Annotated in this window: 12 protein-coding genes and 1 rRNA gene; 10 read left to right on the forward strand and 3 right to left on the reverse strand. The window is 78.4% G+C overall.

Annotated elements, in window-relative coordinates; genetic code table 11:
* The first annotated feature begins 7 nt into the window (after nucleotides 1-7).
* From rrf to ACI79X_RS15115, 3 genes are all read left to right on the forward strand, one after another.
* Nucleotides 8-124, forward strand: a 5S ribosomal RNA gene (gene rrf / locus ACI79X_RS15105).
* A 1,296-nt stretch (nucleotides 125-1,420) separates the two neighbouring features.
* Entirely contained in the window at nucleotides 1,421-2,116 is a 696-nt protein-coding gene (locus ACI79X_RS15110) for a hypothetical protein (RefSeq protein WP_457026230.1), read from the forward strand.
* Nucleotides 2,117-2,215: 99 nt separating this feature from the next.
* Entirely contained in the window at nucleotides 2,216-2,575 is a 360-nt protein-coding gene (locus ACI79X_RS15115) for a single-stranded DNA-binding protein (protein WP_457026231.1), read from the forward strand.
* An 11-nt stretch (nucleotides 2,576-2,586) separates the two neighbouring features.
* Here the strand turns inward: ACI79X_RS15115 and ACI79X_RS15120 are convergent, their stop codons facing one another.
* Complete coding sequence (locus tag ACI79X_RS15120; protein ID WP_457026232.1) at nucleotides 2,587-3,903, reverse strand: DUF1015 domain-containing protein; 1,317 nt, start codon at nucleotides 3,901-3,903, stop codon at nucleotides 2,587-2,589.
* Between the two features lie 90 nt (nucleotides 3,904-3,993).
* Between ACI79X_RS15120 and ACI79X_RS15125 the strand changes: the two genes are divergently transcribed.
* The 7 genes from ACI79X_RS15125 to ACI79X_RS15155 all read left to right on the forward strand — a co-directional run bounded on the left by ACI79X_RS15125 (nucleotide 3,994) and on the right by ACI79X_RS15155 (nucleotide 10,708).
* Complete coding sequence (locus ACI79X_RS15125; protein WP_457026233.1) at nucleotides 3,994-4,449, forward strand: tetratricopeptide repeat protein; 456 nt, start codon at nucleotides 3,994-3,996, stop codon at nucleotides 4,447-4,449.
* A complete protein-coding gene (locus ACI79X_RS15130; RefSeq protein WP_457026234.1) occupies nucleotides 4,446-5,540 on the forward strand; it encodes an HAD-IIA family hydrolase in 1,095 nt (364 codons plus the stop codon). Before ACI79X_RS15125 ends, ACI79X_RS15130 begins: the two co-directional genes overlap by 4 nt.
* Nucleotides 5,541-5,810: 270 nt before the next feature.
* On the forward strand, nucleotides 5,811-5,999 hold the full coding sequence (locus tag ACI79X_RS15135; RefSeq protein ID WP_457026235.1) for a hypothetical protein: 189 nt from the start codon (nucleotides 5,811-5,813) through the stop codon (nucleotides 5,997-5,999).
* The gene (locus tag ACI79X_RS15140; RefSeq protein WP_457026236.1) at nucleotides 5,999-6,796 is read left to right on the forward strand and encodes a TlyA family RNA methyltransferase; all 798 of its coding nucleotides are present in this window, start codon (nucleotides 5,999-6,001) and stop codon (nucleotides 6,794-6,796) included. The genes ACI79X_RS15135 and ACI79X_RS15140 overlap by 1 nt, the downstream gene beginning before the upstream one ends.
* A gap of 92 nt (nucleotides 6,797-6,888) precedes the next feature.
* Entirely contained in the window at nucleotides 6,889-7,944 is a 1,056-nt protein-coding gene (locus tag ACI79X_RS15145; RefSeq protein WP_457026237.1) for an NAD kinase, read from the forward strand.
* Nucleotides 7,919-9,856 carry a DNA repair protein RecN gene (gene recN, locus ACI79X_RS15150; protein WP_457026238.1) on the forward strand — a complete coding sequence of 646 codons (1,938 nt, stop codon included), beginning with the start codon at nucleotides 7,919-7,921 and terminating at the stop codon, nucleotides 9,854-9,856. Before ACI79X_RS15145 ends, recN begins: the two co-directional genes overlap by 26 nt.
* A 135-nt stretch (nucleotides 9,857-9,991) precedes the next feature.
* Nucleotides 9,992-10,708 carry a methylase gene (locus ACI79X_RS15155; protein ID WP_457026239.1) on the forward strand — a complete coding sequence of 239 codons (717 nt, stop codon included), beginning with the start codon at nucleotides 9,992-9,994 and terminating at the stop codon, nucleotides 10,706-10,708.
* 10 nt (nucleotides 10,709-10,718) lie between these two features.
* On the opposite strand, the gene ACI79X_RS15160 is transcribed toward ACI79X_RS15155, so the two are convergent.
* Together ACI79X_RS15160 and ACI79X_RS15165 are read right to left on the reverse strand one after the other, a co-directional pair.
* Nucleotides 10,719-11,423, reverse strand: coding sequence for a hypothetical protein (locus ACI79X_RS15160; RefSeq protein ID WP_457026240.1), 705 nt, complete (start codon nucleotides 11,421-11,423; stop codon nucleotides 10,719-10,721).
* Between the two features lie 43 nt (nucleotides 11,424-11,466).
* The gene (locus ACI79X_RS15165; RefSeq protein ID WP_457026241.1) at nucleotides 11,467-12,087 is read right to left on the reverse strand and encodes a TetR/AcrR family transcriptional regulator; all 621 of its coding nucleotides are present in this window, start codon (nucleotides 12,085-12,087) and stop codon (nucleotides 11,467-11,469) included.
* Nucleotides 12,088-12,492: the final 405 nt, after the last annotated feature.

Genomic DNA, 12,492 nt, shown 5'->3' on the forward strand with positions numbered 1-12,492 from the left:
ACAGTGTTACGGCGGCCATGGCGAGAGGGAAACGCCCGGATCCATTCCGAACCCGGAAGCTAAGCCTCTCAGCGCCGATGGTACTGCCCTGGAGACGGGGTGGGAGAGTAGGACGCCGCCGGACAACCATTCGAGACGGGGGTCGGAGCCATTGGCTCCGGCCCCCGTTTTCGTGCGTTGTCCGCAGACTCCATTCCACCGGGCGCTCGCAGGAGTGCTCCCCGCCGTACGAGGTACTGACGACTCCATGACATCTCCCCGACGAGGCTCCGCCGGCCGTGGCCGGCCCGACGGCCAGGACGCCCGCGGTCAGGGCCGGTCCGGCCGCGACGACCGACAGGGCCCGCGATCGGGAGGCCGCCCCACGGGGGCGGGGCGCAACTCGAGCGGCTACGGCTCCCGACGTGACGAAACGGCGGGTGGTCGTGAGAGCGGGTCCTCCCGCGGCGGGCAGGGCGCCCGTGCGGACCGCCCCCAGGGTGACCGCTCCGGCCGTCCGGTCGCCGGAACCCGCGGTGGCGGGGACTGGCGCGACCGTCGTGCCGGCACCGAGCGGGCCGGCGGCAACTGGCGGGACCGTCGCCCCGACAGCGACCGCGGCGGCGACGACCGTCAGGACCGGCGCCCGGCCCGCTCCTCCGGGGACTGGCGGGACCGCAGGCCCGCTGCCGACCGTCCGGCGGGTGACCGGCAGGACCGGCGGCCGTCCGGCGGCGGGGGCGGCTGGCGCGACCGGCGTCCCGAGGGCGAGCGGTCGTCGGGGTCGTGGCAGGAGCGTCGCAACGACGTCGGTCCGGCCCGTGACCGCTCCACCGGCGGCTGGCGCGACCGGCGTCCGGGCAGTGATCGCGTCGAGGGCGGCCGTCCCGCTGCCCGACGGGACGACGCGCCGCGCGGCCCCCGGTCGTCGGAGGACCGCAAGCGGCGCCAGGACGAGGGGTCCCGCCCCGAGTGGCGTGACCGCCGACCCCAGGGCGAGCGTCCCGCGCGAGCCGGTGGCCACGAGGCCGGCAGGGGCCGGCCGGAGCAGCGTGGCGGCGGACGCTCCGACCGTGCCGGCGGCAGGGACTGGCGCGACCGTCGGCCCACGGACGACCGCCGTCCGCGCCCGGACCGCGACCGGACCCCGCCGGCCACCCCCGGCCCGGACCTGCCTGACTGGGCGGACCCGCGCGATCTCGATCCGTCGGTCCGTGCGGCGCTCCGTGGTCTCGACGCGCGCAACGCGGAGAAGGTCGCCAAGCACCTGGTCGTCGCCGGCACCCTGGTCGACGAGGACCCGGAGCTCGCGCTGGCCCACGCCCGCGCCGCCCGGGACCGCGCGTCGCGACTCGCCGTCGTCCGTGAGGCCGTTGGTGTCGCGGCCTACCACGCCGGCGACTACGCCGAGGCGTCGCGCGAGCTGCGGGCCTACCGCCGGATGAGCGGCGAGGAGGGGTACCGGGCCGTCCTGGCCGACTGCGAGCGCGCCCTGGGCCGGCCCGAGGTCGCCCTGCGGCTGGTGCGCGAGGCGCTCGCCGATCGCCCGGACCGCGAGGAGACCGTCGAGCTGCAACTGGTCGAGGCCGGTGCACGCCAGGACCTCGGTGAGGTCGCCGCTGCGCGTCTGGTGCTCGAGGGCGCCCTGGGCGGGCGGCCGACCCCGGATGGGGTCGACCTGGGCGACGAGAGCACCCGGCGGCTCGCCTCCGCCTACGCCGACCTGCTCGCCGCCTCCGGGGACCCGTCGGCGGCCGCGTGGCGCGAGGTCGTCGCGGCCACCGAGCCCGAGGACGACGACATCGCCTTCGGCGAGGAGGAACTCCCGCTCGCCGGACTGGACCGTGCCGACCTCGCGGACGCGCGGCCTGTCTCCGGTGACCCGGACGCGGACACCGAGAACGCGGACGACGAGGCCTCGGACGACGAGGCCTCGGACGACGAGGCCTCGGACGACGAGCTCTCGGACGACGAGCTCTCGGACGACGAGCTCTCGGACGACGAGCTCTCGGACGACGAGGACGAGGCCGAATCGGCCGGCCCGGGCGAGCTGAACTTCGACGCCGACGTCGAGCGCGAGGTGGCCGAGCTGCTCGGTGAGGTCGACCCGCCGGCGGAGGACCAGCCCGGGCACTGACCACCGACGATCCCCCCGGCGTCGTCCACACCGGCTACTCCCGTCCACAGCCGTCCCGGCCGCGCTCGGCCGGGGGCAGGACGGCACCACGCTGCGGTCATGAGCGTGGCCGTGATCGACCGCAACGACGTCGTGCTCCGCGGGCGCCTCTCGGCGCCCGCGGAGCTCCGCACCCTGCCCAGCGGCGACCCCCTGGTGACCTTCCGCCTCGTCGTCCGCCGGCCCGAGCCCCGGGCCCGCGGCTCCTCGGTCGACGTCCTCACCTGCATCACCTACGACCGGGCGCTGCAGCGCCGCATCGCCGCCTGGGAGGCCGGCGACGTGGTGGAGGTGGAGGGCGCGCTGCAGCGGCGCTTCTGGCGGACGGGTGCCGGCACCGCCTCGGTGGTCGAGGTCAACTGCCGGCGCGGGCGGAAGGTGCCGCGCTCGTCGGCCGGCGGCAGCGTCCGCACGGCGTGACCGACGTGCGGTCAGCCGCCGTGCGGGCGGAGCACCAGCCCGGTGCGCGGCTTCGGCACGAACAGCGTGGACTTGCGCGGCATGCGCGCACCCGCCCGGGCCACGGCGGCGACATCGGCGGGCGAGGGCGGGCGCAGCAGTACGGCCACCCCGGACCGCGCACCGGCCAGGCGGAGCGCCTCGGGCACGCTGTGGGCCACCAGCAGCGACCCGGGCTCGTCGCTGCGGCCCCACAGCGCGCCGACCAGGCCGGTGGTGGCCAGCACGACGTCGAGGCCGCGCCACGCCGGCGGTGCCTCGGCGGGCACCGTCGCGCGCACCTCGGCGCTGGGCCCGGTCAGGTGCAGCAGGCGCTCCCCGTCCGTGACGAGGAAGCCGTCGAGGTCGGGGAGCAGGGACGCCGCCAACGCGGAGAGTGCCCCGGGGCCGCCGGTGACGGGCACGTCGGCCACCTCGAAACCGCGGGCGGCCTCGTCGGCGGCCCCGGCCAGGTCCAGGTCCGGCACGACCCGGTGGATCGACTCGACCCGCAGGCCGCCGGTGCCCATGGGGGTCAGCAGGGCCAGGACGCGGCAGTCGCCGTCGGGGTGGGTGCGGTGCAGGGCCTGCGCGGCGGCGAAGCGGTGGTGGCCGTCGGCGATCACGGCGCCGGTCCGGCCCAGGGCGCCCGTCAGGTCCTGCAGGACCGCGGGGTCGGTGACGCGCCAGAGCAGGTGCGCGACGCCGTCGTCGTCGACGACCTCGAGGTCGGGGTCGGTGCCGCCGACGGACACGGTGAGCGCGGCGACCTGCGGTTCGGGGTCGTGCGCCAGCACGATGGGCTCGAGGTCGGTCGCGGTCGCCGCGAGCAGCGCGCGGCGGCCCTCGACGGCGGCGGGGAAGGTGTCCTCGTGCGGCAGCACGGCCCGGCCGCCGGCGGCGGCCACCGCGACGGCGCCGAGCCAGCCGACCGTCGGCGCCCCCGTCACCGGCCGCATCTCGTAGCGCCACAGGGCGGGCTCCGCGTCGCGGACCAGGACCCCGTCGCGCTCCCAGTCCCGCAAGGTGGCGGCGGCGCGGGCGGCGACGTCCCCGGCCGCGGCCGGGCCGCGGGCGCCGGCGGTCCCCGGACCGGACGTGCCCCCGGGCAGGATCAGGCGCACGATGTTGTGCGGGTCGGCGGCCGCCAGTCGCTCGGCGCCGTCCGGCGTCACCAGGTCGTAGGCTGGCGAGCTCACCCGGGCCAGGTGCCCGGGGTCCTGCTGCCGGTAGGTGAGGGCCCGGAAGGGTCGGACGTCGAGCCCCGTCGGGACGGGGAGCGGGGGACCCGCCGACGACGACTGCACCACCGGATCGTAGGAGCCGCCGTCCCCGGCCCGCCGACGCGACCGGTCACCGGGGGCGGGCGGGGGCGACCGCGGGAGATCGGGAGGGCATCGGTGTCGACAGCAGGACCGCCGGAGGACGCGGGGGCGGAGACCACGCCCGAGGGGGAGGCCGGCAGCACGGGGCCCCAGGGCGGGGTCTACGAGTGGTACCGCCGGGGGCTCGACCTGCTGAGCAACGGCGATCCGGCGGCCGCGGCCACGCTGCTGACCCGCGCCGCCGAGGCCGAGCCCGGCTCGCGCAGCGTGCTCGAGGCGCTCGCCCGCGCCCAGTACGACGCCGGCCGCTACCGCGAGGCCGTCGACAGCTTCGGCGAGCTGGCCGCGGTCAACCCGACCGACGACTACGCCCAGTTCGGGCTCGGCCTGGCCGCGAGCCGGTCCGGTGACCTGGACCTGGCCGCCGAGCACCTCGCGCTGGCCGTCGCGCTGCGGCCGGACCTGCCGCACTACGCCCGCGCGCTGCGCGGCGTGCGCGCCCGCCGCGGTTCCGGGCCGGGGGCGGCGTGAGCGCCGGAGCGCCGCCGGCCCTGGCGGCCGGCAGCAGCCGCCCGCCGGCCGAGTTCTTCGACGTGGCGCTGCTCGACCTCGACGGCGTCGTGTACGTCGGCCCCGACGCGGTCCCCGGCGTCCCGGAGGGCCTGGCGGCCGCGCGCGCGGCCGGGATGCGCCTGGGGTTCGTCACCAACAACGCGGCCCGCCCGCCGGAGGAGGTGGCCGCGCACCTCACCGAGCTGGGCGTACCGGCCGTCCCCGATGAGGTGATCACCAGCTCGCAGGCCGCCGCGTCCGTGGTCGTGGGGTTGTTCGGGGCCGGCGCCCGCGTGCTCCCGGTCGGCGGTCCCGGGGTCGCGGCGGCGCTGCGTGCGGCCGGGCTGACCGTGGTGGAGCGGGCCGAGGACGACCCGGTGGCCGTGGTGCAGGGCTACGGCCGCGAGGTCGGGTGGCTGCAGGTCGCCGAGGCGGTCGTGGCCGTCCGGCGGGGCGCCCGGCACGTGGCCACCAACGCCGACGCCACCATCCCCTCGCCGCGCGGGCCGCTGCCGGGCAACGGGGCGATGGTCGGGGTGGTGCGGGACGTCACGGGCGTCGAGCCGCTGGTCAGCGGCAAGCCCGACCCGGCGATGCACGCCGAGTGCGTGCGCCGCACCGGGGCGCAGCGGCCGCTGGTCGTCGGCGACCGGCTCGACACCGACATCGAGGGCAGCCACCGCGCGGGCGCGGCGAGCCTGCTCGTGCTCAGCGGCGTCACGGTGCCCGCGACGCTGCTGGCCGCCCGGCCGGACCACCGGCCCGACCTCCTCGCACCCGACGCCCGGGGCGTCCTGGTCGCCCATCCGGCGGTGACGGCCGCGGACGGCGGCTGGCGCTGCGGCGCGTGGGTGGCGGCCGCCGACGGTGACGGCACGTGGGTCCTGCGCTCGGCCGGCAGCGACCGGGACGCGAGCGGTGCGGACACGGACGGGCTCGACGGGCTGCGGGCGCTGTGCGTGGCGGCCTGGTCGCGCGAGAGCGGGGGAGAGGACGCCGGCGTCCGGGTGCGGGCGGGGGACGACCCGGCCCGTGCGGCGCTGGCCGGCTGGGACCTGGCGCCGCGGTGAGCGACGCCCGGTGCGGTGGGCCCGGCCGGACCGGGTCGTGCGGGGCCTCGCGGCCGTCCCCGGCGGGCTCCGTCACGAGCGGGCGAGGGGCCCGAGCGACCTCCCGCCGGGCGCCCGCGGGAGCGCCCGCCGTTCCCTGCTGGCGACCGACGGTGTCGTCCGCGGCCGGTAGTCTCGCGCGGGCCGGGGACACCGCGTCCCCCACGCCGCGGCCCCCGCGCCCCGGGGTGCCCGACCGGCCTCCCCACTGCCTCCCGGAAGGTCCCCGCGATGACCGAGCCGAGCCGACCGCGACCGGTCCCGGGCCCGCCGCGGCCCGGTCCCGCCGCGGATCCGGCCCGCGCGTCCGCGTCGGTGCTGGAGGGCCTCGCCGAGCTGCCGGTCGCCGAACACGTGCCCGTCTTCGAGGCCGAGCACGACCGCCTGGCCCGCGAGCTCGCCACGATCGACCAGCTCTGATGCCACGCCGCAGCCGACTCGACGCCGAACTCGTGCGGCGGGGCCTGGCCCGCTCCCGCGAGCACGCCGTCGAGCTGATCACCGAGGGGCGCGTCGCCGTCGCCGGGCAGGCCGCCACCAAGCCGGCCACCGGCGTCGACGCCGCCACGCCGGTGGTCGTGCGCACCGACCCCGACGAGCAGCGCTGGGTGTCCCGCGGCGCGCACAAGCTCCTCGGCGCCCTCGGGGCGTTCCCCGTGGAGGTCGCCGGCCGCCGGGCACTCGACGCCGGCGCCTCCACCGGCGGCTTCACCGAGGTCCTGCTGTCGCGTGGCGCGCGCGAGGTGGTCGCCGTGGACGTCGGCTACGGCGAGCTGGCCTGGTCGCTGCGCACCGACGAGCGGGTGCGGGTGCACGAGCGCACCAACGTCCGGACGCTCACGCCGGAGGACGTCGGCGGGCCGGCCGAGCTGGTCGTCGCCGACCTGTCGTTCATCTCGCTGCGGCTCGTGCTGCCGGCGCTCACCGCCTGCGCGACGGAGGGGGCCGACCTGCTGCCCATGGTCAAGCCGCAGTTCGAGGTGGGGCGCGAGCGGCTCGGCGCCGGCGGGGTCGTGCGCGACCCGGCGCACCGCGCCGACGCCGTGCTCACCGTCGCCCGCGCGGCCGCGGAGCTGGGCTGGGGCACCGCCGGGGTGGTGGCCAGCCCGCTGCCGGGGCCGTCGGGCAACGTCGAGTTCTTCCTCTGGCTCCGCCGCGACGCGCCGCCGCCGGAGGAGGCCGACGTCGTCCGGGCCGTCGAGGAGGGACCCCGGTGACCGGGCCGGGCGCGGGCGGCGATCCTCGGGGACGCTGGGACGGGACGCGGGTGCAGCAGGCGCAGGAGGACAGCCACGAGCGGGGAGGACCGATGAGCGAGGCCGGCCAGGGCGGATGGCGTCCCGGGGGTACGCGGCACGTGCTGCTCGCCGTGCACACCGGGCGGGAGGACATCGTCGAACTGGCCCGCAGCTCCGCCGCGCGGCTCGCGCGCGCCGGCATCGTCGTGCGCGTCCTCGAGGACGAGGCGGAGGACCTCGGCATCGAGGACGCCGAGGTGGTCCCGGCCGACGCCGAGGCCGCCCGGGGCGCGGAGATCGTCATGGTCTTCGGCGGCGACGGCACCTTCCTGCGCGCCGCCGAGCTCGCCCGCTACAGCCACGCCGCGCTCATGGGCGTCAACCTCGGCCGCGTCGGCTTCCTCGCCGAGACCGAGCCCGAGGCCGTCGAGGAGACCCTCACCGCCATCGAGCGCTGCGAGTACTCGGTGGAGAAGCGGCTGGCGGTGGAGGTCGACGTCATCGACGCCACCGGCGCGGTCGTCGGCGGCACCTGGGCGCTCAACGAGGTCTCGGTGGAGAAGGCGCAGCGCTCGCGCGTCCTCGACGTCGTCATCTCCATCGACGGCCGGCCGCTGACCAGCTTCGGCTGCGACGGCGTCCTGTTCGCCACGCCCACCGGCTCGACCGCCTACGCGTTCTCCGCCGGCGGCCCGGTCGTGTGGCCCGACGTCGAGGCGATGCTGCTCGTGCCCACCAACGCGCACGCCCTCTTCGCCCGGCCCCTGGTGACCTCACCGGACGCCGTCCTGTCGGTCTCCATCCCGCCCGACGGCAACCGCGCCCGCGTCTCCGCCGACGGCCGCCGCGCCTTCGACGTCCCCGACGGCGGCCGCGTCGACGTGCGCCGGGCCGCCCGCCCGGTGCGCATCGCCCGCGTGCACCCCGCGACCTTCGGCGACCGGCTGGTGGCCAAGTTCGGCCTGCCCGTGCGCGGCTTCCGCGAGGTGCGCCGGCACGACCCGGGCCACGAGCTCACGCCGTCGCGCAACGTGCTCACCCGCGACGTGGTGTCGCTCCCGCCGGCTCCCGGCCGCGGCCCGGCACGGGAGGAGGTGCGCGGTGGCTCCGCGGACCCCGACGCGTGAGCGCGGTCCCCGGGCCCGGCGTACCGCCGCGCCCACGGACACCGGCTCCACGGACACCGGCTCCACGGACACCGGCTCCACGGACACCGGCTCCACGGACACCGGCCCCGCGGCGGCGGCCGGGCAGGCCGCGCCCGCCGGAGACGGCAGCGCCCCGGCGGCCCGCGCGCCGCACGACCTCGGGCGCCTGACCGAGCTGCGCATCCGCGGCCTGGGCGCCATCGACGACGTCACCCTCGAGCTCGGCCGCGGCCTCACCGTGGTCACCGGCGAGACCGGTGCCGGCAAGACGATGGTCGTGACGGGCCTGACGCTGCTGTTCGGCGGGCGCGCCGACCCCGGCCGCGTCCGCGCCACCGGGCGGGCCGGCGTCGAGGGGCGCCTGGAACTGCCCGAGGGCTCCCCGGTGTGGGAGCGCGCCGCCGAGGCCGGCGCCGAGCCCGACGACGACGGGTCGCTCATCCTCGCCCGCACCGTGAGCGCCGAGGGCCGGTCCCGGGCGCACCTGGGCGGGCGCAGCGTGCCGGTCGGCGTCGTGGCCGAGCTCGCCGAGGGCCTGCTCGCCGTGCACGGGCAGAGCGACCAGCTGCGGCTGTCCCGCCCCGCCGAGCAGCGGCACGCCCTCGACCGCTACGCCGGCCCCGCGCACCTGCAGCTGCTGGAGTCCTACCGGACGGCCTACGCCGGCTGGCGCGAGCTGTCGGCCGACCTCGACCGACGCCGCAGCCAGGCCCGCGAGCTCGCCCAGGCCGCCGAGGTGCTGCGCCACGGCCTCGAGGAGATCGAGGGGCTGGCGCCCGAGCCCGGCGAGGACGAGGCCCTCGACGCGCAGGCCAAGCGGCTCGGCGACGCCGACGCGCTGCGGGCCGCCGTCGACGAGGCGCGCATGGCCCTGGTCGGCGACGTCACCGGCGACCTCGGCGCGGAGGGGCTGCCGCAGGACGCCACTGCCGCGCTCGCCGCCGCGGAGCGGGCGCTGTCCACCACCGACGACCCGGCGCTGGTGCTGCTGGCCCGCGACCTCGCCGACGCCGTCGCCGTCGTCTCCGACGTCAGCGTGCAGCTCGCCGGCTACGTCGCCGACCTCGACGCCGACCCCGCGCGGCTGGCCGAGGTCCTCGACCGGCGGGCCGCGCTCACCGCCCTGGTGCGCAAGTACGCCGACCCGGGGGAGGGGCTGGCCGGGGTGCTGGCCTGGGCCGACGACGCCCGGGCCAAGCTGTCGGCGCTCGACGTCTCCGACGAGGCCCTCGAGGCGCTGGAGGCCGCCCGCGACACCGCCCGCGCCGAGGTCGACGACCTCGCCGCCCGGATCTCCGCCGGCCGCCGCGCCGCCGCCGACGGGTTCGCCGCCGAGGTGGGCCGCGAGCTCGCCGGCCTGGCGATGAAGAGCGCCCGGGTGTCCTTCTCGATCGACAGCCACCCCGACGAGCCCGGCCCCGACGGCATCGACGAGGTCGCGCTGCTCATGGCCGCCCACCCCGGTGCCCCGCCGCGGCCGGTGCACCGCGGCGCCTCCGGCGGTGAGCTCTCCCGCGTCATGCTGGCCATCGAGGTGGTCTTCGCCGGGGCCGACCCGGTGCCGGTGATGGTGTTCGACGAGGTCGACGCGGGCGTCGGCGGGCAGGCGGCCGGCGAGATCGGGCGCCGGCTGGCGCGGCTGGCGCGCGACCACCAGGTCGTCGTCGTCACCCACCTCGCGCAGGTGGCCGCGTTCGCCGACACCCACCTGGTCGTCGACAAGTCCCCGGACACCGCGGCCGGCGTCACCGCCACCGACATCCGCGCCGTCGACGGCGAGGACCGGGTGCGCGAGCTCGCCCGGATGCTCTCCGGCCTCACCGACAGCGACACCGGCCAGGCGCACGCCCGCGAGCTGCTCGCCGTCGCGGCCGCGGCCCGGGCGGAGTAGGCGCCGCGCCGCCCGGTCGCGTGCCACCGGGTGGTGGGACGCAGGAGTGTCGATCGAGATCGCCGGGTAGGCGTTCCCCGTGCGCACCGATGCCCGATCCCGGACCGCCCCCCGACGCCCCGCGGGGGGTGCCCGATGAGCTGCTTCAGCTCGGCCGACGAGTCGGCGCACTACGGGTTCTCGGTGTGCATGCTGCTCCAGCAGTACCGGGAGCAGCTGGGCTGGGAGTCCGCGCCGGTGGTCGAGCTCGGCACCGGTGACGCCTCCGCCATCGCCGACGTCGTCGCGGGACTGCCCGGCCTGCGCATCCGCAGCTACGACATCAGCGCCGACTCGGTCGCGGCGGCGCGGGCCAACATCGCCGAGCGGGGCGTGGCCGACCGCTACACCGTCGAGCTCGGCGACTTCTTCGACCAGGCCGACGCCTCCGGCGGCGAGCCGGTGACCACGGCGATCTCCAACCCGCCCTACATCCCGGCGCCCGACCGCGACATCCTCATGCCCGAGCTGTGGGGCGGGGAGCGCGGCAACGACCTCACGCTGCAGTTGCTCAAGGCCGGCTACGACCACGTCGTCACCGCGGTCGCGAGCTACGCCGACCCGGTCACCACCGTGGGCACCGCCGCCGACCTCGGCTACCGGGTGGTCAACTTCCTCGCCATGGGCCTGGACTACGGGCCCTACAGCAGCGAGCCGAAGGTGCGCGAGCAGATCCGGCGGATCGCCGCCGAGGGCCGCGGCTGGGCCGGCGAGGACGAGTACATGGTCGCCGTCGCCTTGTTCACCCGGGACCCGGAGCTCCCCGGCGACCGCGCCGACCAGCTGCTGCGGGCCCTGCAGCTGCCGGCCTGACGCCGGGGTCTCAGCCCAGCGGCACGCACAGCGCCGCCGGGTCGTCGGCGCAGGCCCCGGCGGACACGGTCACCCGGTCCCACGGTCCGGTGGCGTTCGAGCCCGCCTCGTTGCGCAGCCCCGAGATCCGCAGCACCAGGTCGCTAGTCGGCGCCGCGTCGCGCGCGACGACGTGGACGCTCGCCGAGGCGCCGCCCCCGGCCCCGGCGGACAGGCCGAAGCCGTCGCGGGTGGGCGCCGTCGTCCCGTCCTGGCACCAGCGCGTGCCCGGCGCCGACGACCCGACGAACACCGCCGTGCCCGCCCGCGGGGCGCCGCCGTCGGCCGCGGTGAGCTCGACGGTCGCCGCCAGCCCGGCCATGGCGAACGTCTCGTTGGCGAACCCGACCTCGACGACGAGGGAGCGCACCGAGCCGTCGTCGGGGAGCGCGCAGTCGACGGCGGAGGAGCCCGGCAGCGGCGGGAGGCCGACGGACACCGGCGAGCGGGTCACCCGCACCGACGCGGTGAACGCCAGGTCGCCGGAGCGGTCGGCCAGCCGCGCCGCACCCACCCCCACCGGCGCGGGCGGCGGCGGGACGTGGAGCGACGGCGTCGGGGCGGACACCGCGACCGGGCGCTCCTCGTCGGGCGCGGCGACGGCGGTCAGCAGCGCGCAGCCGGACGTGGCCAGCGCGACGCAGGGCAGGAGGAGGGTGGTCCGGCGCAGGCGCACGCCGCGCACCCTGGCAGACGCGGCGCCGTTCCGGGATCGCCCGTCAGCGGCGTTTCGCGTACCCGGCCAGGCCGAACTGCAGCAGCGACAGCCCGCGGCGGCCGGCGGCGCGCAGCTCCGCGGCCAGCTCCGGCCCGGTCACCCCGGCCAGCACCCGGTCGCGCGCCAGCTCCAGCAGCCGCCCGTACAGCGCGGTGACCGCCGCCGCGGTGAGCTCCGGCTCGACCGAGCCGTCGCCCGATCCCGTCTCCTCCCGGATCTGCGCGGCCAGCGCCGCGGTGATCTCCCCGAGGATCTCCCGCTCGCGCGCCTGCAGGGTCCGCGAGCCGCGGACGATGCGCGCCATCGCGGCCACCCCGGCCGCGGCCTCCGGGTCGCCGAGCGAGGTCATCGCCGCGACGACGAACGTGCCGGCCGCCGCGGCCGCCGACTCACCCGCCGGCCGTCCGGCCACGGCGGCGAGCAGCGCGCGGCGCATCGGCGGGTCAGTGGCGAGCACCAGGCCCTCCTTGACCGGGAAGTGGTTGAACACCGTCTTCTCGACGACGCCGGCCCGCTGGGCGATCTCCACGACGCTCACCGCGTCGAAGCCGCGCTCGGCGAACAGCGCGGCGGCGGCCTCGACGATCCGGTCGTGGGTCTCCAGCCGGCGCCGCTCCCGCACGCCGGGACCGCGCCGCTCCCGCCGCCGGGCCGCGCGCCCGCCGCCTGCCGGCGCCGGGGCGCGCCGGTCGGCCGGGGGAGCCGGGGCGGGGGCGGGGGCCTCGACGGCAGCCGGCGTCCGGTCCGCCGGGGCGGTGGCCGGCGCGGTGACGGGCGCGGTGACGGGCGCGGTGACGGGCGGAGCGGCAGGGGGAGTGACGAGGGCAGCGGCGGGGGCGGCGGCCTGGCCGGGACCCCGGGGGGCCTGCCCGGGCGGCGGCGTCCGGTCCGCCGGGTGAGCGGCGGGCGGCGTCCGGTCCGCCGGTGCAGCCGCGGGAGCCGGCGCCGCGCCCCGCGGCGGGGCGGGCACCGGGCGGGCACCCGGGACCGCGCGGACGACCGCGGCGCTCCCGTCCGCGCTCCCGTC

It is taken from the genome of Geodermatophilus sp. SYSU D01119 (assembly GCF_054049975.1).